The sequence below is a fragment of the Mycobacterium sp. E342 genome (genome assembly GCF_001667665.1).
Lineage (GTDB): Bacteria > Actinomycetota > Actinomycetes > Mycobacteriales > Mycobacteriaceae > Mycobacterium.
On sequence record NZ_LZJM01000138.1, the window covers coordinates 1 to 25478 of the forward strand.

Annotated in this window: 20 protein-coding genes and 2 pseudogenes; 13 read left to right on the forward strand and 9 right to left on the reverse strand. The window is 68.3% G+C overall.

Annotation, left to right across the window (positions count from 1 at the left end; translation table 11 throughout):
• Nucleotides 1-322, forward strand: a 322-nt coding sequence (locus A5692_RS08760) for a DUF418 domain-containing protein (RefSeq protein ID WP_197514400.1), incomplete at its 5' end; no start/stop codon positions are given.
• Nucleotides 323-522: 200 nt separating this feature from the next.
• Entirely contained in the window at nt 523-2229 is a 1707-nt protein-coding gene (locus A5692_RS08765) for an ABC transporter ATP-binding protein (protein WP_231984245.1), read from the forward strand.
• Nucleotides 2230-2774: 545 nt separating this feature from the next.
• On the opposite strand, the gene A5692_RS08770 is transcribed toward A5692_RS08765, so the two are convergent.
• A complete protein-coding gene (locus A5692_RS08770) occupies nt 2775-3221 on the reverse strand; it encodes a PPOX class F420-dependent oxidoreductase (protein WP_068054688.1) in 447 nt (148 codons plus the stop codon).
• 54 nt (nt 3222-3275) lie between these two features.
• Between A5692_RS08770 and A5692_RS08775 the strand changes: the two genes are divergently transcribed.
• The 10 genes and pseudogenes from A5692_RS08775 (at nt 3276) to ilvA (ending at nt 12932) form a co-directional block, all read left to right on the forward strand.
• Nucleotides 3276-3656 carry a helix-turn-helix domain-containing protein gene (locus tag A5692_RS08775; protein ID WP_068054691.1) on the forward strand — a complete coding sequence of 127 codons (381 nt, stop codon included), beginning with the start codon at nt 3276-3278 and terminating at the stop codon, nt 3654-3656.
• A gap of 14 nt (nt 3657-3670) precedes the next feature.
• Nucleotides 3671-4150 (forward strand): VOC family protein, encoded by a 480-nt coding sequence (locus A5692_RS08780; protein ID WP_068054693.1) that lies wholly within the window; start codon nt 3671-3673, stop codon nt 4148-4150.
• A gap of 40 nt (nt 4151-4190) precedes the next feature.
• Nucleotides 4191-6017 carry a fatty acid--CoA ligase FadD11 gene (gene fadD11 / locus A5692_RS08785; RefSeq protein WP_068054695.1) on the forward strand — a complete coding sequence of 609 codons (1827 nt, stop codon included), beginning with the start codon at nt 4191-4193 and terminating at the stop codon, nt 6015-6017.
• Nucleotides 6014-7906 (forward strand): lysophospholipid acyltransferase, encoded by a 1893-nt coding sequence (locus tag A5692_RS08790; RefSeq protein WP_068054697.1) that lies wholly within the window; start codon nt 6014-6016, stop codon nt 7904-7906. The genes fadD11 and A5692_RS08790 overlap by 4 nt, the downstream gene beginning before the upstream one ends.
• Nucleotides 7907-8108: 202 nt before the next feature.
• On the forward strand, nt 8109-8855 hold the full coding sequence (locus A5692_RS08795; protein ID WP_068054700.1) for an MBL fold metallo-hydrolase: 747 nt from the start codon (nt 8109-8111) through the stop codon (nt 8853-8855).
• A 49-nt stretch (nt 8856-8904) separates the two neighbouring features.
• On the forward strand, nt 8905-9423 hold the full coding sequence (locus A5692_RS08800; RefSeq protein WP_068054882.1) for a phenolic acid decarboxylase: 519 nt from the start codon (nt 8905-8907) through the stop codon (nt 9421-9423).
• A gap of 91 nt (nt 9424-9514) precedes the next feature.
• Nucleotides 9515-10078 (forward strand): arsinothricin resistance N-acetyltransferase ArsN1 family B, encoded by a 564-nt coding sequence (locus A5692_RS08805; RefSeq protein WP_068054885.1) that lies wholly within the window; start codon nt 9515-9517, stop codon nt 10076-10078.
• 256 nt (nt 10079-10334) lie between these two features.
• On the forward strand, nt 10335-11108 hold the full coding sequence (locus tag A5692_RS08810; RefSeq protein ID WP_068054701.1) for a DUF6065 family protein: 774 nt from the start codon (nt 10335-10337) through the stop codon (nt 11106-11108).
• A 64-nt stretch (nt 11109-11172) separates the two neighbouring features.
• Nucleotides 11173-11610 (forward strand): annotated as a pseudogene (locus tag A5692_RS08815) (nitroreductase family deazaflavin-dependent oxidoreductase).
• A gap of 38 nt (nt 11611-11648) precedes the next feature.
• A complete protein-coding gene (ilvA, locus tag A5692_RS08820; RefSeq protein WP_068054702.1) occupies nt 11649-12932 on the forward strand; it encodes a threonine ammonia-lyase in 1284 nt (427 codons plus the stop codon).
• Here the strand turns inward: ilvA and A5692_RS08825 are convergent.
• Nucleotides 12929-13579 carry a pyridoxamine 5'-phosphate oxidase family protein gene (locus A5692_RS08825; protein ID WP_068054705.1) on the reverse strand — a complete coding sequence of 217 codons (651 nt, stop codon included), beginning with the start codon at nt 13577-13579 and terminating at the stop codon, nt 12929-12931. The genes ilvA and A5692_RS08825 overlap by 4 nt on opposite strands.
• Before the next feature lie 35 nt (nt 13580-13614).
• Here A5692_RS08825 and A5692_RS08830 point away from each other — a divergent pair, with 35 nt between their 5' ends.
• Entirely contained in the window at nt 13615-14943 is a 1329-nt protein-coding gene (locus A5692_RS08830) for an aminotransferase class I/II-fold pyridoxal phosphate-dependent enzyme (RefSeq protein ID WP_068054887.1), read from the forward strand.
• A gap of 7 nt (nt 14944-14950) precedes the next feature.
• Here A5692_RS08830 and A5692_RS28970 read toward each other — a convergent pair whose 3' ends face one another.
• From A5692_RS28970 to A5692_RS08860, 7 genes and pseudogenes are all read right to left on the reverse strand, one after another.
• Nucleotides 14951-15109, reverse strand: a complete 159-nt coding sequence (locus tag A5692_RS28970) for a hypothetical protein (protein WP_156765993.1) — start codon at nt 15107-15109, stop codon at nt 14951-14953.
• Nucleotides 15110-15174: 65 nt separating this feature from the next.
• Nucleotides 15175-16917, reverse strand: coding sequence for a malto-oligosyltrehalose trehalohydrolase (treZ, locus tag A5692_RS08835; RefSeq protein ID WP_068054708.1), 1743 nt, complete (start codon nt 16915-16917; stop codon nt 15175-15177).
• Nucleotides 16910-19210, reverse strand: a complete 2301-nt coding sequence (gene treY / locus A5692_RS08840; protein ID WP_068054711.1) for a malto-oligosyltrehalose synthase — start codon at nt 19208-19210, stop codon at nt 16910-16912. Before treY ends, treZ begins: the two co-directional genes overlap by 8 nt.
• A gap of 3 nt (nt 19211-19213) precedes the next feature.
• Nucleotides 19214-21412, reverse strand: coding sequence for a glycogen debranching protein GlgX (glgX, locus tag A5692_RS08845; protein ID WP_068054714.1), 2199 nt, complete (start codon nt 21410-21412; stop codon nt 19214-19216).
• Between the two features lie 38 nt (nt 21413-21450).
• On the reverse strand, nt 21451-23607 hold the full coding sequence (locus A5692_RS08850; RefSeq protein WP_068054717.1) for an acyltransferase family protein: 2157 nt from the start codon (nt 23605-23607) through the stop codon (nt 21451-21453).
• 358 nt (nt 23608-23965) lie between these two features.
• Nucleotides 23966-24652 (reverse strand): annotated as a pseudogene (gene ripD, locus A5692_RS08855) (NlpC/P60 family peptidoglycan-binding protein RipD); the annotation flags it as partial.
• Between the two features lie 329 nt (nt 24653-24981).
• Nucleotides 24982-25434, reverse strand: a complete 453-nt coding sequence (locus A5692_RS08860) for a hypothetical protein (RefSeq protein ID WP_068054722.1) — start codon at nt 25432-25434, stop codon at nt 24982-24984.
• Nucleotides 25435-25478: the final 44 nt, after the last annotated feature.

Consider the following 25478-nt stretch of genomic DNA (forward strand, 5'->3'; position numbering starts at 1 on the left):
GATTCTCGGCGGTCTAGGCATAGCGATCATCGTGGTGGCGTGCTGCATCTCGGTGGCGAATCGGATCCCGCGCGCTGTCGCGCCCCTGGTCGCTATGGGGTCGATGTCGTTGACCGTGTATGTCGGCCACCTCATCGCCATAGAGGCCCTGGATATGGCAGCGCGCGACGGCGGATCCAGTCCACCCCCGACGGGCGAATCGGTGCTGAGCTTTTGCACGTTCGCCGCCATTGCCGTTGTCGCCTCCTGGATTTGGATGCGATACAGCCGGCGCGGTCCGATTGAGGAATGTATTCATCGCGTAACGGCGCGGGTCTCGTGATCCATCGACGCGACGTGCAAGAAAGCGATCCGCCAAAATCGGCAGTCGGACGTCGGAGCCCCGGTGCTGTGCACCTGGAGCTGAGCATGGACCGGCGTCGTCGCAACCTCCGCTGATCTGAGCCCTCTTCAATGTCGAAAAACCATGTAGCAGCCGCCGGTCCAAAGTGCGGCCGAACACGATTGGGATTGCTCTGGTCGTTGACCAGACCCCATCGCGGCGCGCTGCTGGCCGGCCTCCTTCTCGGCCTGCTGGCTTCAACTGCGGGACTGGCGACGCCGATGATCACCAAATCGGTTCTCGACACCCTCGGCGGCCATGCATCACTGAGGGGTCCGGTGGCGGCACTTGCCGGGTTGTTAGCCCTCAGCGCAACGATCCGGTGTGTCCAGATGGTGCTGCTCGGCACCGTCGGCGAGCGCATCGTGCTTGGCGCGCGAAAGTCGCTGGTGCAGCGGCTTGTTCGTGTAACCGTGCCGACTCTGATCAGCCGACCAGCGGGTGAGCTCGTGGCCCGGGTCACCTCCGATTCCGTGCTGCTTCGCGACGCCGCTTCGACGAGCGTGGTCGCCCTGATCAACGGAACTGTGATGATGGTCGGCACCCTGATCCTGATGGGCGTGCTCGATCCCGCGCTGCTGGTGACCACGCTCACCGCAATCTCCCTGGTGGCATTGCTTTTCATGCTGCTGATGCCGGGCATCGCTGACGAGCAGCAGACGGCCCAGAGCCATCTCGCGCACGCCGGCGGCATATTGGAGGGCACGCTTCGAGCAATTCGCAGCGTGAAAGCCAGCCGCGCAGAGGACCGCCAGGCTGATCGCGTGATCGGCGCCGCCAAGCAGGCTAGCCGTCATGCTATCCGCGCCGTACGCAGGAAGGCGATTGCCGAGACGATCGCCTGGGCCGGGGTGGATCTCGCGATCATCGTCGTTGTCGCCGTGGGAGCATCGCGGGTAAGCGCGGGCGCGATGACACTCTCCAGCCTCATCGCCTTCCTGTTGTACGCGTTTGGTCTGATGGACCCGGTTACCGAACTGTCGGTCAATGTTTCGACACTACAATCGGGAATCGCTGCGGCGGGCCGGATGCTGGAAGTCCAGGCACTCGACACTGAGGCCGATTCCACCTCTGCGCCCCTCGGAGACGGCGTCGAGCGCATCGATGCGCCGCCGCTAATCGAATTTCGTTGTGTTACCGCGGACTACGGTGGGCAGCGACACATTGTGCGGGGTCTCGACCTGGTCATCCCGCGTACCGGACAGCTGGCGATTGTGGGCCCCTCGGGTGCCGGAAAGACGACAGTCTTGTCGTTGATCATGCGCTTCCTGGAGCCGCGGGAAGGCGAAGTGCTATTGCTGGGCGAGCCCTACTCTCGGTACACACATGCCGAGATCCGCCAACGCATGGCCCTGGTCGAGCAGGAGGTCCCAGTAATACCGGGAACCATCCGCGACAATCTCACGCTTACCCATGAGGATGCGTCCGAATCCGAGTTGCAGAAGGCGTTGGCGAAAGTTCAGCTTGCCGAAGACATCGCGGCTCTAGAGCATGGACTCGACACCGACCTCACCTCTTCACCACTTTCGGTGGGCCAACGGCAGCGCATCGCTCTCGCGCGCGCAATCATCCGGCCCTCAGAGATACTCCTGCTCGATGAGGCAACCGCACACGTCGACGGGCTGACCGAAGCCGCGATCCAGTCATGCGTTCGCGAGCAGGCACGCGAACGGATGGTTATAACTGTGGCCCACCGCCTTTCGACGGTTGTCGACGCGGACACGATCGTTGTCATGCACGACGGTCGAATTCGGTCTCAGGGTAAACATCCTGAGTTGCTCTCCACCGATGATCTTTACCGCGATCTCGTCAATTCCCTGCGCATCGGAGGAAATGGATCGCCGTAGGTGCAACCGAGGCCGCTCGGCTTACTTGTGCATCCATTCGGATGACAAGAATCGTCGCCTGGCGGATCGCCATCTTCGGCACAAGCCACGACGATTGGGTCTATGAACGAAACAGCCACGCAGCGAGAGCAATCCGCGACGACGAGAGTTGAGAGCGGCATGGTCGGTCGTGCTGAGCCATCGCAGAGGATCTATCGGATCGCTGCAGGGGTCGGAATCGCCGTTGGCGGTGTGGTCATTGCCGGCGCCATTTTCGCGCTGGGATACCTCATAGGCGGTCAATCTTCCGACTGCTGGGGCTCCGATGCCGCATACGATGGCCCGGGCTGGCACGACGGGCCGTATGGGTCCGGCCCCGAGCCGGGCTGGGGCCCGTCGCCGTTTGGTACCGGCGCTCCCAGTACTGGTAGTCCGGGTTCGCCGCCGGCCGGCGCGCCGACGACCCCGCCAACCTCGCGACCCTAGTCTCCATCACCCCCGTACCTACGGCGCGCAAAGAGGTGACTTGTCGGCAACCAGCCCGATGCCCGTTGGCATCGGCGCCACTACGCCACCTCCACCCGGACGATGACGCTGTCAGGCCAAACGCTACGGTCACGGGCGCGGGCCAGCTTCTCGCGCGCGCACAGGTCTCGGTGGACATTGGTGACTCCCGGGACCTTGATCAGCGGCACGATGTTCCACTGCCAGCCATACCGGGCGCGCAACACGCGGTTGGCCCGCTCGGCCTCGGCGCCGGAGAGGAGCGTGGCGCGGCCCGCCACCGCCGGAGCGCCCGGCCGAACCCGGCCGCGGTAGTCGCACGCGGTGAGCTCGACGCCGGGGTCCGCGGTCAGCCGCCTCGTCTTCGGCCCCACCTTGGTGCGGAACACCAGCGCGTCGCCGTCGCGCCCGAACCAGATCGGGGTGTCGACGGGGGTGCCGTCGCGGCGGAACGATCGCAGCAGCGCGTAGCGCGCCGCGCCCAGCCCATCGAGTGAATGTGTGTGCATCGCCCCAGTCAACGACTTAGAGTTGGCTCTAAGTCAAACGCCGAAGGAGGCCCGATGCTGACGATCGGCGACGTGGCGCGCCGGGCCGGGGTCGCGGCGACCACGTTGCGGTACTACGAACAGATCGGGCTGGTGCCGCCCCCGGGACGGTTGGGCGGCCAGCGCCGCTACGACGACTCGGTGCTGGCCCGGCTCGAGGTGATCCGGCTCTGCAAGTCCGCCGGCTTCGCGCTGGAGGAGATCCAGCTGCTGTTCGCCGACGACGCGCCGGGTCGTCCGGCCAGCCGCGCGCTGGCCGAGGCCAAACTCGCCGAGATCGACGCGCAGATGGAGTCGCTGGCCCGGGCGCGCGCCGTCATCGAGTGGGGTATGCGCTGCACGTGTCCGTCGATTGACGCGTGCACGTGTGGCATTCATACCGCCGTGCCCGCCTGAGCGAAGGAGTTTCCATGAGCCGGCCAGCCACCATCACCGTGCAGAACTTCTCCCACGTATGCATCGGCGTCTCCGACATCGAGGCCTCCCTGGCCTTCTACACCGCGGTGCTGGGCATGGATGTCGTCTTCGACGTCGAGCTCGGCGGTGCCGGCCTGGATTCGGTGACCGGCGGCGCGGCGCAGCAGGGTCGCATGGTGGGCGGGCTGATCGGCGCCGCCATGGTCGAACTGCTGTCCTTGGGTGAGGTGCCCGAGTGCCCGAGCGGGCCGCACCTGGGCTACACCAACGTCTCGTTCCGGGTCGATGACCTCGACGCCACCTTCGACGCCGTCCGGCGCGAGCACCCCGACGTCCGGGCCGAACCGCCCGTCGATATCGGCGGCGTGCGCATGTTCTTCATCTACGACCCCGACGGCACCCCCATCGAACTGCTGGAACTGCCCGCCGGCATCTCGAGCACGCTGCAGCTCTGGCGCCCCGATACCGCGTGATGTGTTCCGCGCCACAACCCACGCACGTACGCTCACACACATGACGACACCCGAGCGCCCGGTCACCTTGTGCGAGGCGTTCCAGCGCACCGCGTCGATCGAGCCGGATGCCGTCGCGCTTCGGACCCCCGGCGACATGCAGACCATGACGTGGGGTGAGCTTGCGGCGCAGGTGCGGAAGGTCACCGCAGGACTGGCCGGCCTGGGGGTGGGCCGGGGTGACACGGTGTCGCTGATGATGGCCAACCGGATCGAGTTCTATCCCTTCGAGATCGCCGCCCAACACCTCGGCGCCACTTCGTTTTCGGTGTACAACACGCTGCCCGCCGAGCAGTTGACCTACCTGTTCGACAACGCCGGCACCAAGGTCGCGATCTGCGAGGAGCAGTACGTCGACCGCATCCGCGCCAGCGGCGCCCCCATCGAGCACATCGTCTGCATCGACGGTTCGCCGCCCGGCACCATGTCGGTCGACGACGTGTGTGCCGCCGCGCAGCCGGATTTCGACTTCGAGGAGACCTGGCGGGCCGTGCGGCCGGACGACGTCGTCACCCTCATCTACACCTCGGGCACCACCGGAAATCCCAAGGGCGTGGAGATGACCCACGACCATCTGCTGTTCGAGGCGTATGCCCTGAACAGCGTCCTGCCCTCCCAATACGGCGACCGGGTCACGTCCTACCTCCCGACGGCACACATCGCCGACCGGGTGATGGGGCTGTACGGCCTGGAAGTGTTCGGTGCCCAGGTCACGGTCGTCTCCGATGTCCGCGCCATCGCCGCCGCGCTGCCCGACGTCCGGCCCACGGTATGGGGCGGCGTCCCGCGCGTGTGGGAAAAGCTCAAGGCGGGAATCGAATTCGCCGTCAGCAACGAGGCGGACGAGGTCAAGCGCCAGGCCCTGCAGTGGGCGATGTCGGTGGCCGGCAAGCGCGCCGCCACGCTCCTGGCCGGTGACCCGGTGTCCGCCGAGCTGGCCGCCGAATGGGCCCAGGCCGACGAGCTGGTCCTGTCGAAGTTGCGCGAGCGGCTCGGCTTCGGCGAACTGCGGTGGGCGGTGTCGGGTGCCGCCCCGATCCCCAGGGAGACGCTGGCGTTCTTCCTCGGTATCGGCATTCCGATCGCCGAGGTCTGGGGGATGTCGGAATTGAGCTGCGTCGCCTCGGTGAGCCATCCGCGGGACGCGCGCCTGGGCACCGTCGGCAAGCTGCTTCCCGGGATGGAGGGCAAGGTTGCCGAGGACGGCGAATACCTGGTCCGTGGGCCGTTGGTGATGAAGGGCTATCGCAAGGAACCCGCGAAGACCGCCGACGCCATCGACGCCGACGGGTGGCTGCACACCGGAGACATCATCGAGGTCGACGACGAGGGGTACTTGAGAATCATCGACCGCAAGAAGGAGTTGATCATCAACGCCGCCGGAAAGAACATGTCGCCGGCCAACATCGAAAACACCGTGCTGGCCGCGTGCCCGATGGTGGGCGTGATGATCACGATCGGTGACGGGCGGCCGTACAACTCCGCGCTCATGGTCTTCGACGCCGAATCGGTCGGTCCCTACGCGGCCCAGCTGGGGCTGGCCGACACCTCGCCGGCCGCCCTGTCGGCGCACCCGGAGGTCATCGCCCGGATCGCCGCGGGGGTGGCCGAGGGCAACGCCAAATTGTCACGGGTGGAACAGATCAAGCGCTTCCGGGTGTTGCCGTCGCTCTGGGAGCCGGGTGGAGACGAGATCACGTTGACCATGAAACTCAAGCGCAAGCCGATCATGACGAAATACGCGAGCGAGATCGAGGAGCTCTACGCGCCCGAGCTGCACCCGGACGTGCACGAGCCGTCGGCGGCCGCGACGGTGCAACCGGCATGAGCCGGGGACCGGGGGCGACGGCCCGCGAGTTCGGCCGGGTGGGAGTGCGAAAGTTGCTGCAGCGCACCGGCATTGTCGAGGAATCGACGACACCGCTGACCACCGACCCGGCGGAGGTCGTCCAGTTGCTCGCCGCGCCGTGGTATGACGAGCGGCTAAGCGGACTGGCCGACGAGCTCGGGCGGGACCTGCCCGGCGTGCGCGCCGAGGCCGCGTGCTACTTGAGGGAGATGGCCCCGTCGCTGGACGAGCGGGCCGTGAAGGCCTGGCGCAGCTTCAGTTGCTGGCTCATGCGGGCCTACGACGTGCTGGTCGACGAGGATCAGATAGCCCAGCTGCGCAAGCTGGACCGCAAAGCGACACTGGCCTTTGCCTTTTCGCATCGCTCCTATCTGGACGGCCTACTGTTGCCGGAGGTGATTCAGGCCAACCGGCTCTCGCCCGCGCTCACTTTCGGCGGAGCCAATCTGAACTTCTTCCCGATGGGCGCGTGGGCCAAGCGCACCGGCACAATCTTCATCCGGCGCCAGACCAAGGACATCCCCGTCTACCGCTTCGCGTTGCGCGCCTACGCCGCGCAGCTGGTGCAAAACCACGCCAACCTGACCTGGTCGATCGAAGGGGGCCGCACCCGGACCGGCAAGCTGCGTCCGCCGGTGTACGGGATACTGCGCTACATCAGCGACGCCGTCGACGAAATCGATGGCCCCGAAGTGTATTTGGTGCCCACGTCGATCGTCTACGACCAGCTGCACGAGGTCGAGGCGATGACCACCGAGGCCTACGGTGCGACGAAGCGGCCCGAGGACTTCCGTTTCCTGGTTCGGCTCGCGCGCCAGCAGGGGGAGCGGCTGGGCCGCGCCTACCTGGACTTCGGCGAACCGCTCCCGCTGCGCAAGCGCCTGGAAGAGCTGCGCGCCGAGGAGACCGGAACGGGCACCGAGATCGAGCGCATCGCGCTGGACGTCGAGCACCGGATCAACCGCGCCACCCCGGTCACCCCTACCGCGGTGGTGAGCCTCGCGCTGCTGGGTGCCGACCGATCGTTGTCCATCAGCGAGGTGCTGGCCACCGTGCGGCCGCTGGCCAGCTACATCGCGGCACGCAACTGGTGCGTGGCCGGTGCCGCCGACCTGACGAATCGCTCGACCATCCGCTGGACGCTGCACCAGCTCGTCGCCTCCGGCGTGGTCAGCGTCTACGATGCCGGCACCGAACCGGTCTGGGGGATCGGGGCCGACCAGCACCTGGTCGCCGCGTTCTACCGCAACACCGCCATCCACATCGTGGTCGACCGCGCCATCGCCGAGACGGCCCTGCTGGCCGCCGTCGAAGACGCCGAAAACTCCGTAGAGGGCTTGGTACTGCCGGCGACCGTGCGCGACGAGGCGCTGAGCCTGCGCGAGTTGCTGAAATTCGAGTTCCTGTTCTCGGGGCGAGCCCAGTTCGAGAAGGAACTCGCCGACGAGGTGCGGCTGATCGGGCGGGTGGAGGACACCAGCAAGGCGGCCAGCGCGGCCGACGTGCGCGGACTGCTGGAGAAGGCCGACCTGCTGCTGGCGCATCTGGTGCTGCGGCCGTTCCTGGACGCCTACCACATCGTCGCCGACCGGTTGGCCGCCTACGACGACGAATCATTCGACGAGGACGCGTTTCTCACCGAATGCCTCGAGGTCGGCAAGCAGTGGGAGCTGCAGCGCAGGATGGCCAGCGCCGAGTCAAGGTCGATGGAGTTGTTCAAGACCGCGTTGCGGCTGGCCCGGCACCGCGAACTGGTGGATGGCTTCGAGGACCTCGATATCGCGCGGCGACGCCGCGAGTTCGCCGACGAGATCGCCACCGCCGTGCGGCGGGTCAACACCATCGCTGCGCTGGCCGGGGCGCGGTAAACCGCCTTCGTTGCGACGGCCCGTCGGGCGCCGCCGTCAGCGCGCGTCCGGCACCGGTATGTCGGCATGTCGAACCTGGTTCCCGCCGGCACGCTTCGCCTCCTACATCGCGAGGTCGGCGGCGTGCACCCTCGTCGCCGATGCACCCGTAGCTTCGCCGTATGGTAATTACCGCGGACGAAATCTGACATAGGGTCGATGGGTGGGCCTGGTAATCGAAGAGATGCCCGAGCTTGGGGTCACCAGGATCTCGCGGTGGGTCTTCAACTGCTATGTGATCCACAACAATGGGAACGCGATCGTCGTCGATGCTGGGTTGCCCTCTGCGGCAGCCGATCTGGCACCGGTTCTAGACCGGCTCGGCGGACATGTGCACGCGATCGTCGCCACCCATGGCCACAGTGATCACGTCGCCGGCGCCGCGCGTCTCGCGGCGAAGTATGCGGCACCGATTCATCTGCCCGCGGTGACGATGAAGTATCTGGCGGGCGAGCGCCCGCGCACCCCCAGCGCGGCCCGCGTCGCCCGCATCTGGCCCACACTGATCGACCAGCCGCTGGACCGGGTCGGCGTGGCGGGACTGCTTTCGGGCGCCCGCTCCGCCGGGTACGGGACCGCCGCCGGGATGCGATGGTCCGGTTCACCACCGGCCCGTGCGCTCGCCGACGCGGAGCCATTGCCCGGTGCCCCCGACTGGCTGATCCTGGCCACCGCGGGCCACACGGACGACAGCATCGCGTTCTGGAACCCGCTGAGCCGCAGCCTGATAGCGGGCGACGCCGTTCTCAGCGCACGTGGGCGGGCCTGGCACACTCCCGAGACGGTTGATGACAACGCCGCCGCGCGCACCCGCGAGCGGCTGGAGAAACTCCCCGCCGCCCATCTGCTGCCCGGACACGGCCGGGTGGTGCACGCCGCGACCACGGTGTGGGAGGGCCAACGCCGGTAACGTCGTGCCCGACCCCTCCAACCAACCGGCCACCGAACGGAATATCACCATGACCACCGTCGACAATCCCATTCCGCAGCAGGACTTGTCGGGGATCGTGGGACATCGGTTCATCTATACCTACGCCAACGGCTGGCGTTACGAGATGTATGTGAAGAACGACCGCACCATCGACTACCGGATTCATTCCGGTCATGTCGGTGGCCGCTGGGTCAAGGGCCAAGAGGTGGACCTGGTGCAACTCGACAACGACAGCTACAAAATCTCGTGGACCGAACCCACGGGCACGTCGGTGGCCGTCAACGTGATGCCCGGCAAGCGGCGCATCCACGGCGTGATCTTCTTTCCGCAATGGATTCGGCAGCACGGCGAGCGCACGGTGTGTTTCCAGAACGATCATCTCGAGGAGATGCACGCCTACCGCGACGCGGAGCCGACCTACCCGATCTATGTCGTCCCCGAATTCGCCTACATCACGCTGTTCGAGCGTGTCGGTACCGACGACGAATCGGTGATCGACGTGCCCCCGGGGGAGCTTCCGCCGGGCTGGGCCGACCGCAGAGGTTGACCATGGTCGGCAATCGCCAACGCGCCACCATGAGCGGTGACCGCCGGCCCGACGAAGACGCCAACCGAGAACGGTTCTTCTCATGATCCGAATGGCGACGCCGGACGACGCGGCCGCTATCGTCGGCATCTATGCGCCGTACGTGCGCGACACCGTGATCTCCTTCGAAACCGTGCCGCCGACCGTCGACCAGATGCGATCCCGATTAACCGCCACCCTGGTCCAGCTGCCCTGGCTGGTCGTCACCGATGACGGCGTTGTGAAGGGGTTTGCCTACGCGGGCCCGCATGGCGAGCGGGCCGCGTACCGCTGGTCTGTGGACGTGTCGCTCTACCTGGACAGGTCACTCCACCGGCAGGGGCATGGTCGCCGCATCTACACGGCGTTGTTCAAGCTGCTTGCGGCGCAGGGATTTAGCAATGCCTATGCCGCCATTGTGCTGCCCAATCCCGCAAGCGTCGGCCTTCACGAGTCGATGGGGTTCACCCGGGTCGGCGTGTTCGGTGGTGTCGGTTTCAAGAGCGGGCAGTGGTGCGACGTCGGTTGGTGGCACCGCCCATTGGCCGACCGGTCCGCGCGGCCGCACGACCCGCGGCCATGGTCGGAGCTACCGGCTCGCGCAGTGCAGGGTGTGCTGGCGGGTCGCATCGCGTAGAGCCACAGCCGCCGACGGCGCTCGCGGCCCCGCGAAGGCCCCGTCACACGGCCGCGCCGCTCACAGGCACCGTCAAGGTTCGGTCGCAATACTGGCGTAACGTCGGACGCGCTGAGTTCGCCGTCGGTTCATGAGGAAGGGCACCGGGCCGGGGACCCGAAGGTATGACTGTTGCTGTGTCGCTGTTAGGGCAGGCCATAGGCGCTGCCGTGGCAACCGGCGTCGACCCGTCCCGATCCCGTGCCGCAAGCCCGCGATGAGTGACACGTGCGGGGGAGAGACCCGTCCGCTGATCGCATTCACCACCGGAGACGGCGCGCCGCCGATAATTCCGGCCCCCATCAGCCGGCCCTGGATGTCGCAGATGCGCAACGGTTGGCCGAACCGGTGCTTGCCGATGCTCATCGCCAACCAAAGTGGCTGGGAGGTGCGCAACCCGTGCGCATTCACCGCCACCTGGATGGGCGGCGACGAGAGCATGGGGGTGATCATCGCTCCCGACCGGCGCGACGCCGGTCAATTCCTGCCCTTCAGCCACTTCGGTCACGGCATCGTGACCTGGCATCTGCCGATGCTGTTTCGCACCCCGCCCGGTTACAACCTGTTGGTCCGCGGTCCCGCGAACCACCCGAAGGACGCCGTCTCCCCGTTGGAGGGCATCGTGGAAACCGACTGGGCCACATCCAGCTTCAGCATGAGCTGGCAGATCACGCGGAAGATGATGCCGGTGCGGTTCGAGATCGACGAGCCGATCTGCATGATCGTCCCGCAACGGCGGGGCGAGCTCGAAGAATTCGCCCCGCAAATCCGGCCGATCGCCTCCGACGAGGAAGTGCGCCGCAAACACGAGTACTTCCTTCGATCGCGTGACGAGCTGGGCCGCGCCCAGGCCCGGGCGAACCCTGAGCTGGGCGAGCGGGTGCCGTGGCAGGGCGACTACACGCGCGGCCGGCATGCCGACGGCGAGGCCGGCGCACCCGATCACCAGACGCGCATCCACCTTCGCCCGTTCGCCGGATCGGGGCAGTAGGCGATCAGCCCGCGCTACCTGACGGGCCCGGCGGCCCCCGAATCCGCGGCATAGAGTTGGCGGCATGCCGCTTACCGGAGATTACGAGCCGTCGCCTTGGAACTGGGCCCGCGAGCAGGCCGAGAAGTACGAGCAGTCGGGCGGGACCTAAGCCACCGACATGAAGGGGAAACCCATCATCGTGCTGACGACGGTCGGCGCCAAGACGGGCAAGCTGCGCAAGACGCCCCTGATGCGGGTCGAGCACGACGGCGAGTACGCGATCGTCGCCTCGCTCGGCGGGGCCCCGAAGCACCCCGTCTGGTACCACAACGTCGTCAAGAACCCCCGGGTCGAGCTGCAGGACGGCGCCGTCACCCGCGAGTACGACGCCCGTGAGGTGTTCGGCGACGAGAAGGCGGTCTGGTGGGAGCGTGCCGTCGAAGCCTGGCCGGACTACGCCGAATACCAGACGAAGACCGACCGGCAGATCCCGGTGTTCGTGCTGACCCCGGTCGGCTGAATTCCGGAGTTGATCGGCTGGCATGGCACCATTGATCAGTGTCCGCCGACCTGAGCCACCACCCGAGCGTCGCGCCGCTTTCTGCGGCTGACATCGACGGCGCGGCCAAGCGGATCGCCGCGGTGGTCACGCCGACCCCGTTGCAGTACAGCGACCGGTTGTCGGCGATCACCGGTGCGAACGTCTACCTCAAGCGGGAAGACCTGCAGGTGGTGCGCTCCTACAAGCTGCGCGGGGCATACAACCTGCTGGTGCAGTTGTCCGATGAGGAGCTGGCCGCGGGCGTGGTGTGCTCGTCGGCGGGCAACCACGCGCAGGGCTTCGCCTACGCGTGCCGGACGCTCGGCGTGCACGGCCGGGTCTATGTGCCCGCCAAGACCCCGCAGCAAAAGCGGGACCGCATCCGCTACCACGGCGGAGACTTCATCGAACTGATCGTGGGCGGAACGACCTATGACCTGGCCGCCGAGGCCGCGCTGGCCGACGTCGAGCGCACCGGCGCCACACTGGTGCCGCCGTATGACGATCTGCGCACCATGGCCGGCCAGGGCACCATCGCCGTCGAGGTGCTGGAGCAGCTGGAAAACGAGCCCGACCTGGTGGTTGTCCCCGTGGGTGGCGGTGGCTGCATCGCCGGCATCACCACCTACCTGGCTGAGCGGACGACGAACACCCCGGTGCTGGGCATCGAACCGGCCGGGGCCGCGGCCATGATGGCCGCGCTGGCCGCCGGCAAGCCGGTGACGCTGGACCACGTCGATCAGTTCGTCGACGGTGCCGCGGTGCGGCGCGCGGGGACGCTGACCTACGCCGCGCTGGCGGCCGCCGGTGACATGGTGTCGATCACCACGATCGACGAGGGAGCGGTGTGCACCGCGATGCTGGACCTCTACCAGAACGAGGGCATCATCGCCGAGCCCGCCGGCGCGCTGTCGGTCGCGGGACTGCTGGACGCCGACATCGAGCCCGGCTCAACGGTGGTGTGCCTCATCTCGGGCGGCAACAACGACGTGTCGCGCTACGGGGAGGTGCTGGAGCGCTCGCTGGTCCACCTCGGCCTCAAGCACTACTTCCTGGTGGACTTTCCACAGGAACCCGGGGCGCTGCGCCGGTTCCTCGACGAGGTGCTGGGACCCGACGACGACATCACCTTGTTCGAGTACATCAAGCGCAACAACCGCGAGACCGGTGAGGCGCTGGTGGGCATTCAGCTGGCGTCGTCGGCCGATCTGGACGGCCTACTGGCGCGGATGCGGGCCACCGAGCTGCACGTCGAACGCCTCGAGCCCGGCTCGCCGGCCTACCGCTACCTGCTGTTCTAGCCCAGGTATCCCGGCACCGGCGTGGCGGGATCCAGGTCCCCGGCCGGCACCGGCGGCCCGGCCGTCACGCTCAGCGGCACCACCCCCGCCCAGTGCGGCAGCGCGCAATCCTCCGGGTCGTCCGCCGGCCCTCCGGTGCGCACCTTGGCCGACACCTCCACGAGGTCGAGCGCGAGAACGCCGGTGGCGGCCAGTTCGCGCGGGTTCGGGCCCCGGCAGTCGGCGGCGCGCCCGGGCGCGAGGTGATCGAGCAGGCCGGCGAGCGCCCGCCGCTTCTCCGCCTCGTCGTCGACCACGCGGGCGTCACCCAGCACGACCACCGAGCGGAAGTTGACCGAATGGTGCATGGCGGAGCGCGCCAGCACCAGCCCGTCGACCAGGGTGACGGTGACGCACACCGGCAGGCCAGCCGGCGCGGCGCGGGCCGCGAGCAGGGGGCCGCCGCCGGTGGAGCCGTGCAGATAGAGCGTCTCGCCGAGGCGGGCGTGCGTCGTCGGCAGCACCACCGGCCGGCCGGCGCTGAGATAGCCCAGGTGGCAGATCAGCGACGCATCCAAGATCTGATGGACCGTGTCGCGGTCGTAGTGCGTGCGCTCGCGGTAGCGCGTGGGCGTGGTGCGCGGCGTCGGCTGGTATCCGGTCTGCATGGCCCTGGCTTTCGTATTAGTACATAATGGATAACGTGTCAGTACAAAGCAGCATAACCGGGACGGGCGCGGAGTCCATAGCCGCCAGCATCGAAGAGGCGATCTCGGCGGGTTCCCTGGCGCCCGGGGATGCGCTGCCGCCCGTCCGTGAGCTGGCCGCTCGACTCGGCGTGAACGCCAACACCGCCGCCGCGGCCTACCGCCTGCTGCGTCATCGCGGGGCCGTCGAGACCGCGGGCCGGCGCGGTACCCGGGTGCGGCACCGCCCGGCGACCACACCGCGGTCACTCCTGGCACTCGACGTCCCCGCCGGCGTGCGCGACCTGTCGACCGGGAATCCGGACCCCGCCCTGCTGCCCCTCGCGGGGGCCACGCTGCCCGGCCCCGTTGCCGGCCGCCCGGTGCTGTACGGGGAGCCGGCGATGTCGGCGGCGTTGGTGGAGTTCGCCAAAGCGGCGCTCTCCGCCGATGGTGTGCCGGCCGAGCACCTCGCGGTGACGAGCGGCGCGCTCGACGGCATCGAGCGCGTCCTGACCGCGCATCTGCGTCCCGGCGACCGGGTCGCCGTCGAGGACCCGGGCTGGGCCAACCTCCTCGATCTGCTTGCCGCCCTGGGGCTTTCGGCCGAGCCGGTCCGGGTTGACGACGACGGGCCATTGCCTTCCGACCTGGCGCGTGCGCTGGCCCGCGGTGTGCGCGCGGTCGTCATCACCAATCGCGCCCAAAACCCCACGGGGGCGGCGCTATCCGCCGACCGCGCCGACGCGCTGCGGCGACTGCTGGCGCCCCGGGCCGACGACCTGCTGCTCGTCGAGGACGATCACTGCGCGGGTATTTCCGGCGCCCCGCTACGCACGCTGGCCGGCGCGACCGGGAACTGGGCGTTCGTGCGGTCCTCGTCCAAGGCCTACGGACCCGACCTGCGCGTGGCCGTGCTCGCGGGCGACCGCCGCACCGTCGAGCGCGTGCACGGCCGCCTGCGGCTGGGGCCGGGCTGGGTGAGTCATCTGCTGCAGGACCTGGCCGTCAGCCTGTGGTCGGATCAGGCGGCCGCGCGGCTGGTCGCGGCGGCCGAGCGGCAGTACGGCGAAACCCGCCGGCGACTGTCCGCAGCCCTGGCCGAGCGCGGCGTTGTGGCGCACGCGCGTTCCGGACTCAACGTGTGGGTCCCCGTGCCCGACGAGACCGTTGCGATCACCCGGCTGCTCGGCGCGGGCTGGGCGGCGGCCCCCGGCACGCGGTTTCGGATCGGCACGCCGGCGGGCATCCGCGTCACCGTCGCGGACCTGACGGTCGACGAGATCGACCCGCTGGCGGATGCGATCGCCGCGGCGGTGCACGGCGCGGGCCGCCCCAGCGTCTAGGCGAGCGTCAGTGTCCTTCGCCGCACACGGATCCCAGGCCCGGGCCCGTCCACAACAGCTCCACGCTGCGCTCCGGCGGTGTCTCGTCGAGCGCGACCGCCGGCGGGGGCACCGGCTTCTTCTTTCGCAGCAAGCCGATACACCGGCCGAATGCGGATCGATTCATGGGCAAATCATCGGCGGCTGCCCGCGCCGCCGCTCACCGTTATCCACAGGGCGGGCGGCGCGATATTACGTCTGCGCGCCCACCGCCAGGATGGCGAACGAGTGACCTTCCAGCACGGTGTGCTCGCCCTCGGCCTCCGGATCGCCCCAGGCCAGGACCACGTCACCGGCGACGGGCACCTTGACCGCCTCGGGCCCGAGGTTGCACACGATGCGCAACCGCCCGCGCGACACGCTGATCCAGCGCTGGTCCTCGTCGTAGTCGACCGTGAGGTGCTCCAGCCACGGGTCGGCCAGATCGGGGTCGCTGTGCCGCAAGGCGATCAGCTCGCGGTAGAGCCGGTGCACGCGGCCGTGTTCGCCCGAGTCGACCTCGCCCCAGTTGAGTTTCGAGCGCTGGAACGTCTGCGGGTCCTGCGGGTCGGGGATCTCGTCGGCATCCCAGCCGTGTTCGGCGAACTCGGCCTTGCGCCCTTCGGCGGTGGCCTTGGCCAGCTCGGGCTCGGGGTGCGAGCTGAAGAACTGGAAGGGCGTCGACGCCGCGTATTCCTCACCCATGAAAAGCATTGCGGTGAAGGGCGTCCCGAGCGCAAGGGCGGCCTTGATCGCCAGCTGGCCGCCGGTCAGGTTCTGTGACGGCCGGTCCCCGAGCGCCCGGTTGCCGACCTGGTCATGGGTGCAGGTGTACGCGACCAGCCGGGTGCCGGGGATCCCCGACTTCTCCGCGGTGTCCAGCGGCCGGCCATGGCGGCGGCGCCGGAACGACGAATACGTGGCCGCGTGGAAGTATCCGTGACGCAGCGTTTGCGCGAGCGTGGCCAGCGACCCGAAATCCGCGTAGTAACCCTGGCGCTCACCGGACACCGCGGTGTGGATGGCGTGGTGGATGTCGTCGGACCATTGCGCGGTCAGGCCGTAGCCCCCGCGGTCGCGCGGGGAGATCAGCCGCGGGTCGTTGAGGTCGCTCTCGGCGATCAGCGACAGCGGGCGACCCAACTGCTGTGCCAGCCAAACGGTTTCGGTCGCGAGCTCCTCGAGGATGTGGATGGCGGTGGTGTCCACCAGCGCATGCACCGCGTCCAGGCGCAGCCCGTCGGCGTGGAAGTCGCGCATCCAGCGCAACGCGCACCCGATGATGTAGCGGCGCACCTCGTCGGAGTCGGCGTCGGCGATGTTGATGCCTTCGCCCCACGGGTTGCTCGCCGACGACAGGTAGGGCCCGAACTTCGGCAGGTAGTTCCCCGACGGGCCGAGGTGGTTGAACACCGCGTCGATCAGCACGCCCAGCCCCCGCCCGTGGCAGGCGTCGACGAACCGGACCAGGCCGTCGGGGCCGCCGTAGGGTTCGTGCACGCTGTACCACAGCACCCCGTCGTATCCCCAGCCATGCGTTCCCGCAAACGAATTCACCGGCATCAGCTCGACGAAGTCGACACCGAGGTCCACCAGGTAGTCGAGCTTCTCGATCGCGGAGTCGAAGGTGCCGGCCTCGGTGAAGGTGCCGAGGTGCAGTTCGTAGATCACCGCGCCCTCGACCTGCCGGCCCTGCCAGTCGCCGTCGGTCCACGCCGCGCGGGCCGGGTCCCACAGCTGAGAACGCGCGTGCACGCCGTCGGGCTGGCGGGGTGAGCGCGGGTCGGGCAGCACGGTGGGATCGTCGTCGAGCACGAAACCGTAGCGGGCGTCCGGCGCCGCGTCCACGGTCGTGTGCCACCAGCCGTCATCGGCGCGCGTCATCGGGTGCACCCGGCCCTCGACGTCGAGCCGGACCGACTCCGGTTTGGGCGCCCAGACGCTGAATTCAGTCATGGTGACGCTCCAGCAGCACGACGGGCAGGTCGGCGAACAGCTGCGCCGCCGAGGTCGGGCCGTCCGCGACGGCACCGGTCAGCGCGTCCTTCCAGGTCCCCTCGGGCAGCGGCAGCACCGTGTTGCCCCAGCCGGTTTCGGCCAGCCGCACGGTCCAGCGGGTGACCGCGACCACCACGTCGTCGCCCCGGCGGAAGGCGAGCACGTGGTCGCCGGCATCGCCGGCGGCCAGGACGGGCACGTAGCGGCCGTGCAGGAAGGTCTCCGGGTGGGCGCGACGCACCCGAAGCGCCGTCGTGACCACCCGAATCTTGGGGTGCTCCAACGCCTTCAACGCGGCGCGCCGGGCCGCGTAGTCGACGGGCCTGCGGTTGTCCGGGTCGACGAGGCTGTCGTCCCACAGTTCGGTGCCCTGGTAGACGTCCGGTATCCCGGGCACCGTCAGGGCCAGCAGCTTCTGGCCCAGTGCGTCGCTGGCGGCGTGCGGGTTGAGCTGGACGACCAGTTCGGTCAGCTGGCCCGCCACCGGGCCGTCGAGCACCTGATCCAGCCACCGGTGGACGGCGTCCTCGAACTCGGCGTCCGGATCGTTCCACGAGGTGCGCCAGGCGGCTTCGCGGATGGCCTTCTCGGCGTAGGCGTGCAGCCGCTGGCGCAGCTCGGCGCTGACCTCGCCGGTGACCGGCCACACGCCGAAGATGTTCTGCCACAGGAACTGTCCGGTGGCCGGGTCGGGTGAGGGTGCGTCGACCTCCCAGCGGGCGACGAACTCGGTCCACAGCGAGGGAACCTGCGACAGCACCCCGATGCGGGCCCGCACGTCCTCACCGCGCTTGGTGTCGTGCGTGGTCAGCGTCGTCATCGTCTGCGGCCACAACCGGGCGCGGGTGGCGGCGCTGTAATGGAACTCCGCCGCGCCGACACCGAACCGGTGCGGTTCGCCACCCACCTCGTTGAGCGACACCAGCCGGGCGTCGCGGTAGAAGTAGCAGTCCTCGCTTGCCTTGGCGGTGACCGCGCCGCACAGCTGCTGAAGCCGGATGGCCGGCTCAGCGCCCCGGGCCAGCGCCGCGGCGAGCACCTGCAGGGCTGGCCCCAATTCCGGTGAACGCGCCTGGGTTTCGGCGAGCGCGGTCGGCATGACCGCCGACAGCCCCGGATAGTCGCAGCGGTAGACGCCGATATGCGTGAGCAGCGCGGCCACCGCGTCGGGCAACCGTGGGTCATCGGCGCCGGCGGCCGCCACGACGGCGCGGCAGAGCCGGCGCAGTTCGCTGGCCAGCGTGTCGGTGGCCGCGTGGATCTTGAGTTCGGCCAACATCTGCGGTGCCGCGCCGTAGTCCAGGCCCGCCGACTCGACGAGCTCGGTCAGCGCGGGCGCGCCGCTCGGGTCGACGAACACGCCGCCGACCTCGCGCAGCACGTCGTAGCCGGTGGTGCCGCCGACGGGCAGGGTGGGCTCGAGCGCCTCGTCGACCGCGAGGATCTTTTCGATCACGATCCACGTTTGCGCGCCAACCGATTCGCGCAGCCACGCCAAGTAGCCGCTGGGGTCGGACAGCCCGTCGGGGTGGTCGATGCGCACGCCGTCGACGAGTCCCTCGGCCGCCCAGCGGGTGACCTCGGCGTGGGTCGCGTCGAACACGGCGCGGTCCTCCTGGCGCAGCCCGGCCAGGGAGGTGATCGAGAAGAAACGCCGGTAGCCGCACACGCCGTTGCGCCAGCCCACCAGCCGGTAGTGCTGGCGGTCGTGAACCTCGGGTCCGGCGCCCCCGGCGGTGCCGGGCGCGATGGGCAGCGCCAGATCGCCCAGCCGCAGCAGCTCACCGTCGACCCTCAGGTCGGCGGCGTCGTCGTCGGACCCCAGAATGGGCAGCACGATGCGGCCGTCCTCGTCGAGGTCCCAGTCGATGTCGAAATACGTTGCATAGTCCGAGGACCGGCCGTGGGTCAGCACGTCCCACCACCACGCGTTCTGCTGGGGCTGGTCGATCCCCACGTGGTTGGGCACGATGTCGACGATGAGGCCGATGCCGCGCTCGCGTGCCGCCGCCGACAGCCGTTCCAGCCCGTCGCGGCCGCCGAGCTCGGGGGAGACCGTCGTCGGGTCGGTGACGTCGTAGCCGTGGTTGGATCCGGTGGCCGCGGTCATGATCGGGGACAGGTAGAGGTGCGACACCCCCAGCTCGTCCAGGTAATCCAGCAGGTTTTCCGCGTCGGCGAAGGTGAACGCGAAGCCGCTGGCCTCACCCCTCAGCTGCAGCCGGTAGGTCGACAGTATGGGAAAAACCATGCGTCACATGGTCTTACGTAATACCAGAAGCGAACGTGAACCCACTATGATCTGCTCCTCGGCATTCATCACCTGGTCGGCATCGTCCTTGACGCCCACCGGATCGTTGGTGTCCAGTTCCACGGTCCACTCCTGCGCATATTCGTTGTTCGGCAGCACGAACTGCACCGGCTCGTCACCGGCGTTGAAGCACAACAGGAATGAGTCGTCGACTACCCGTTCGCCGCGTGCATTGGGTGCGGTGATGGCCTCGCCGTTGAGGAACACCGCCACACACTTGTGGATGCTTGCGCCCCAGTCCTCGTGCGTCATCTCGCGGCTGCTCGGATTCAGCCAGGCAATGTCGCGCACGTCGTCGCCGCTTCGGATCGGCTCACCCTCGAAGAACCGGCGGCGACGGAACACCGGGTGGTTCTTGCGCAACGTGCTCACCTTGCGCGCGAACGCCAGCAGGTCCGAATTCTTGTCCACCAACGACCAATCCATCCAAGACAATTCGGAGTCCTGGCAGTACACGTTGTTGTTGCCGTTCTGGGTGCGGCCCAGCTCGTCGCCGTGCGCGATCATCGGCGTGCCCTGGCTGAGCATCAGGGTCGCCCAGAAGTTGCGCATCTGACGGGCACGCAGCGCCAGGACCTCCGGGTCATCGGTCGGTCCCTCGACGCCGCAGTTCCACGAGCGGTTGTGGCTTTCGCCATCCCGGTTGTCTTCCCCGTTGGCCAGGTTGTGCTTTTCGTTGTAGGAGACCAAGTCGTTGAGCGTGAACCCGTCGTGGGCGGTGACGAAGTTGATGCTGGCGCTCGGCCGACGGCCGGTCGCCTCATACAGGTCCGACGACCCGGTCAGCCGGGACGCGAACTCGCCCAAGGTTGCGGGCTCGCCCCGCCAGTAGTCACGCACAGTATCGCGATACTTCCCGTTCCACTCCGTCCACAAACCCGGGAAGTTTCCGACCTGGTAGCCACCCTCGCCGACGTCCCACGGCTCGGCGATCAACTTGACCTGGCTGACGATCGGATCCTGCTGCACCAGATCGAAGAACGCGCTCAATCGGTCGACGTCGTGCAGCTCCCGGGCGAGCGTGGCGGCCAGATCGAAGCGGAACCCGTCGACGTGCATCTCGGTCACCCAATAGCGCAGCGAGTCCATGATGAGCTGCAGGACGTGCGGGTGGCGGGCGTTGAGGCTGTTGCCCGTGCCCGTGTAGTCCTTGTACAGGCGTAGATCCTCGTCGACGAGTCGGTAGTAGGCGGCGTTGTCGATTCCGCGGAAGTTGATCGTCGGGCCGAGGTGATTGCCCTCGGCGGTGTGGTTGTACACCACGTCGAGGATGACCTCGATGCCGGCTTCGTGCAGCGCGCGCACCATGGACTTGAACTCGGCGACGCTCGCGTTGCGGTTGGCCGCGTACTGGTTGTGCGGCGCGAAGAAGCCGAAAGTGTTGTAACCCCAGTAGTTTCGCAAGCCGAGGTCCAGCAGCCGCGAGTCGTGCATGAACTGATGCACCGGCATCAGCTCCAGCGCGGTGACGTTCAGCGACTTGAGGTAGTCGATGACCACCGGGTGAGCCATGCCGGCAAAGGTGCCGCGAAGCTCGGCGGGGATGCCCGGGTGGGTCTGGGTCATGCCCTTCACGTGGGCCTCGTAGATCACCGTCTCGTGATAGGGGGTGAGCGGCGAACGGTCCGAGCCCCAGTCGAAGAAGGGATTGCTCACCACACTGGTCATGGTGTGGCCCAGCGAGTCGACCATCGGGGGAGTCCCGGGGTCGGCGTCGTCACCGTCGGGGTGGACGGCCTTCATGTCGTAGGAGAACAGCGCCTGGCCGAAGGCGAACTCGCCGTGGAACGCCTTGCCGTACGGGTCGAGCAGAAGCTTGCTCGGGTCGCAGCGGTGCCCGGCGGCCGGATCGAAGGGCCCGTACACCCGGAAGCCGTAGCGCTGGCCCGGGGTGATGTTCGGCAGATAGGCATGCCAGACAAAGCCGTCGACCTCGTCGAGCGGGATCCGCGACTCCGCCCCGGCGTCGTCGATCAGGCACAACTCGACCCTCTCGGCGATCTCGGAGAACACCGAGAAGTTGGTCCCCGCCCCGTCATACGAGGCGCCGAGCGGATAGGGGTTCCCCGGCCACACGGTGGCCAGTTTCGGCTGCTGATTACCAGATACGCCTGCTGCTGAAGCGTGGTTGTCGGTCGGCACCACTCGACCTTAGTCGCGGTCAGCGGCGCCGGGCGCGTTCACCACCAACCGGTGTTGGCGGCGATCTGGCGGCCCAATTCACCCGCCATGGTCCGGACGTAGGTGGGGGTGAGGTGGTGCGCGCCGTGGTAGATCAGCACGTTGCCCTCGACCGGGCGGCACACGTCGGCACGGCAGATGGCGTCGGACATGTCGAGCACCTTCAGCAGCGGGAATTGTGTGACGAAGTCGAGGGTCTGGTTACGGTCGGACAACGCGTCGGATCGCTTGATCGCGCACGACTGGGGGTTGCCGCCCTTCTTGGCCAGGCAATCCGCCGGATCGAACGGCTGGCCGTTCTTCACCAACCACGGGGTGTCACGCATGCCGAGGATCGGAATGTTGTTGTCGGAGAACCGCTGCCAGATTCCGATGTAAGTCGCCGGCATCACGTCACCGGGCTTGATGTTCCACGGCCGGGTGGTCGTGGTGAACACGTAGTCGGGGCGATCGGCGATCACCTTGGCCATCGTCTGTTCCACCCACTCCCGGCACTGCGGGTAGGCGAGGTTGTTGCCCATGATCAACGGGACTTCCTCGGTGGACAGCGGGCAGCCCATCTTGAGATATGTCGTCACTTTGAAGTGGTGTATCTGGCCGAGCAGGCTCAGCGCGGGCAGCCAGTGCTCGGCGTGGGACCCACCCGCCAGCGCGATCGTGCGGTCGGCGGTCGGGTCGCCGTAGGTGCACACCACCACCGCGGGGTTGACGAAGTCGCTGATGCAACCGTCGCGGGTGGAGGCCGGCAGGTCGTCCTTGACCTCCAGCACGCTGGGCCGCATCGGCAACGCGGGCACACGCACGTGCTCGGTCAGCGCGCGGGCCCCCGGATAGTCCTGCGGGTTGAGCACGCTGAGCTCCTTGCCCGCGGCCCGTAGGACGGTGACGTGCTGGCGCCACGTGAACGACGTCGCCGTCAGCGTGACGCCGAGCAGCACGATCGCCGTTCCCAGCGCCATCGTGGGCCTGGGCAGGCGGGCCAGCCACGCGGGCGCGGGCGCCGGTGCCCTCCCGGCGGTGCGGTAGCGCAGCGGATCCTCGACGAGCCGGGTGGTCAGGTATGCCAGCAGCCCCGAGACCAGCAGCACCGCCATGCCTTCGACGAAGTTGGCGTGCCGGTGCCCGGTGAACGACAGCCAGAAGATCAGCAGCGGCCAGTGCCACAGATAGAGCGAGTACGCCATCGCGCCCAGCGCGACCAGCGGCCCGGCAGCCAGCAGTCGGTTCGGCAGCGGGAGGCGGTCCTTGGCTGCCGGATCGCCGTGCAGGCCGGCCCCCGCGAGGATCATCAGCATGGTGGCCCCGACGGGCACCAGCGCCCACGGGCCGGGAAATTCCTGCACGCCGTCGATCAGCGCCCCGCAGGACGCGATCGCGGCCAGCGCGGCCGTGGCCAACAGCGTGCGCAACCACATCGGCCAGCGGATGGACGGCACCAGCGCGCCGACCAGCGCGCCCAGCAACAGCTCCCAGCCGCGCGCGAAGCTGTTGTAGTAGGCGGCTGCCTGGTCGCCCTGGTGCGCGACGATCGCGTAGACGAACGACGCGACCGTCAGCGCCGTCAGCAGCACCAGGAACAGGGTGCGCAGGCGGGCGCCCAGCCGACGGCGGAAGAGATACGCGCACCCGGCGATCAACAGCAGGAAGCCGACGTAGAACTGACCCTGCACCGACATGGACCAGATGTGTTGCAGGGGGCTGACGGCCTCGCCCGCGCGCAGGTAGTCCGACGCGGTGTTGGCCAGCTCCCAGTTCTGGTAGTAGCCGAGGCTGGCGAGGCTCTGGTCGGCGAAGGTCTCCCAGCGGGTTTCCGGCTGCACCAGGATGGTCAGCACCGCGCACCCGGCCAGCACCACGACGAGGGCGGGGACCAGGCGGCGCACGAGGCGGATCACCTCCGCCACCGGCGACAGGGTGACGGCCGGGTTCAGCGCCGCGCGAATGATCTTGCCGCCGAAGAAGAATCCCGAGAGCGCCAGGAACACGTCGACGCCGCCGGAGACCCGGCCGAACCAGACGTGGAACACGGCGACGAGCGCGATCGCGATGCCGCGCAGGCCGTCGAGGTCGTAGCGATAGAACTCCGCCTTACGCGCTCCCGAAGTGACCGGTTTCGCGGTCGCGACCGGCCGGGGAGGCAGGGACAGGGTCGGCATGATCGACCGCTAATTTACCGAAAACCGCCACCCGCTCCCGGTCAGGAGCAGGTGGCGGTGTGGAACAGGTCCCAGAAAGCGCCGGGAATTACCGGGCGGTGCCGGCTGCCGGGGGCAGGAACGGAGATTGCTGGGGCGGCAGCAGCTGCACCGGAGCCTGTTGCGGCGACGCTTGCTGTGTCGGCAGTTGCTGCATCGGGGCCTGTTGCATCGGGGCCTGTTGCAGCGGTGCCTGCCGCGACGGTGCCTGTGGCACCGGGCGTTGCTGCAGCGGGGCCTGTTGCAGGGGGGCCTGCGCGGACTGCTGCTGCAACGGCGCCTGCTGCACCGGGGCCTGCTGGGTCGGCAGTTGCTGGGTAGGCGCCTGCTGGACCGGGGCCTGCTGGGTCGGCAGTTGCTGCACCGGCGGCTGCTGCAGCGGGGCTTGCTGCGCGGGCGCTTGCTGGGTCGGCAGTTGCTGCACGGGCGGCTGCTGCAGCGGGGCTTGCTGCGTCGGCGCTTGCTGCGCGGGCAGCTGCTGCGGCAGTTGCTGGGCCGGCGTCGACGGGACACCCAGGACCCGGACCAGGTAGGGGGCCATCCCGTTGGCGCGCACCGGCGAAACCTGCACGACGTCGCCCACCTCGAGCATCTGGTTGTTGCCCAGGTACATCGCCACGCTCTGGGTGCCCTCGGGACCGTAGAAGATCAGGTCGCCCTTGTGCGCCTGCTGCGGCAGCACCTTCTGGCCGACCTTGTACATCGCCCCGGACGAGCGCGGCAGCTTGATGCCGGCACCGGCGTAGGCGTACTGCATCAGGCCCGAGGCGTCGAACCCGACGGTGTTGAGGCCCGTCCCGGTGCCACGGGTGGGGCCGTTGATGCCACCACCGGCCCACGAAAACGGCACCCCGCGCTGCGACAGCCCGCGCGCGATCACCACGTCGGTGGCCTGCTGGTAGTCCATCGACCGGGCGCCCGGGTCGGCGGACGCGACGACGGGCGCGGTGGCCACCGGGGCCGCGAGGATCGCCAGACCGATCGCGAAGGCGTAGATGCGTTTCATGTCCTTGGCCTCTCAGGGCTCACTGGCTTCAGCGCGGTGACTTCACGCGTCCGCCGCCGTTGCATGACCTGGGCGAGAGCCTCCACGTTGGGGCCGACGCCGCTGCATGACCTCTGCGGATGTGAACAGCGGGCGATGCCCCTGTTTTCACATCAGTCACTGCAACCACTCTGACAACAACGCTTGTTAGCCGCCAGCCTCCGGCGGGATTTTTTGTCGTACCGTGACCGGAAGGTGACTGGGCGGCCGAATCCCGTATGCGCAGTTGTGATTTGGGTCTCAGCCTGGCGGCCGTAGCGCCCGGTGGCCGAACCGCGGCGGCGGTGCGCCTACACCCAGTAGCGTTCGCTGAACATGGTCAGCAGCGAGCCGGCGACGGAGCTGACCATGATCAGGGTCAGGGCCAGGACGGGCCAGAAGGACATGTACCAGCCCTTCAGCATGGAGACGATGGGGCCGACCACGGCCGCGGCGATCGCCGCACCGATTCCGCCCCACACCACCGGGCGGATGTAGTAGTCGATCCCGAAGGGCACCGGGCCGCACGTCTCGTCGGCGCACACGTGCTCGAGGAAGCCGAACAGGCGGGTCGGCCACGTCGTCGCGGTGGCCAGCACGACGAGCACGGCCAGCAACGCGACGGTGCAGGTCACGTCCCATGCGGCCAGGCGGAGCCGGATGACCCGTGGCGCCTCGTCGTCGTAGTCGACCAGGGGTGAATTGGGGTCCTTGGTCGGATAGGGGCCGGTGGCGGGGTTACCGGGCGGGTGCGGCGTAGCCATCGGATCCCATGCTCCACGATGGGCGGAGTTTGTGCGACTCGGCT

Excerpts from the sequence above, each read along its gene's own strand:
- A5692_RS08805 (WP_068054885.1), top strand. The coding sequence starts at position 9,515 with ATGGCGACGCCGGACGACGCGGCCGCTATCGTCGGCATCTATGCGCCG.
- A5692_RS08860 (WP_068054722.1), bottom strand. The coding sequence starts at position 25,434 with ATGGCTACGCCGCACCCGCCCGGTAACCCCGCCACCGGCCCCTATCCG.
- A5692_RS08770 (WP_068054688.1), bottom strand. The coding sequence starts at position 3,221 with ATGCACACACATTCACTCGATGGGCTGGGCGCGGCGCGCTACGCGCTG.
- A5692_RS08825 (WP_068054705.1), bottom strand. The coding sequence starts at position 13,579 with ATGCAGACCGGATACCAGCCGACGCCGCGCACCACGCCCACGCGCTAC.
- treY (WP_068054711.1), bottom strand. The coding sequence starts at position 19,210 with ATGGTTTTTCCCATACTGTCGACCTACCGGCTGCAGCTGAGGGGTGAG.
- A5692_RS08775 (WP_068054691.1), top strand. The coding sequence starts at position 3,276 with ATGCTGACGATCGGCGACGTGGCGCGCCGGGCCGGGGTCGCGGCGACC.
- A5692_RS08850 (WP_068054717.1), bottom strand. The coding sequence starts at position 23,607 with ATGCCGACCCTGTCCCTGCCTCCCCGGCCGGTCGCGACCGCGAAACCG.
- A5692_RS08790 (WP_068054697.1), top strand. The coding sequence starts at position 6,014 with ATGAGCCGGGGACCGGGGGCGACGGCCCGCGAGTTCGGCCGGGTGGGA.
- treZ (WP_068054708.1), bottom strand. The coding sequence starts at position 16,917 with ATGACTGAATTCAGCGTCTGGGCGCCCAAACCGGAGTCGGTCCGGCTC.
- A5692_RS08780 (WP_068054693.1), top strand. The coding sequence starts at position 3,671 with ATGAGCCGGCCAGCCACCATCACCGTGCAGAACTTCTCCCACGTATGC.
- fadD11 (WP_068054695.1), top strand. The coding sequence starts at position 4,191 with ATGACGACACCCGAGCGCCCGGTCACCTTGTGCGAGGCGTTCCAGCGC.
- A5692_RS08800 (WP_068054882.1), top strand. The coding sequence starts at position 8,905 with ATGACCACCGTCGACAATCCCATTCCGCAGCAGGACTTGTCGGGGATC.
- A5692_RS08810 (WP_068054701.1), top strand. The coding sequence starts at position 10,335 with ATGAGTGACACGTGCGGGGGAGAGACCCGTCCGCTGATCGCATTCACC.
- A5692_RS28970 (WP_156765993.1), bottom strand. The coding sequence starts at position 15,109 with ATGAATCGATCCGCATTCGGCCGGTGTATCGGCTTGCTGCGAAAGAAG.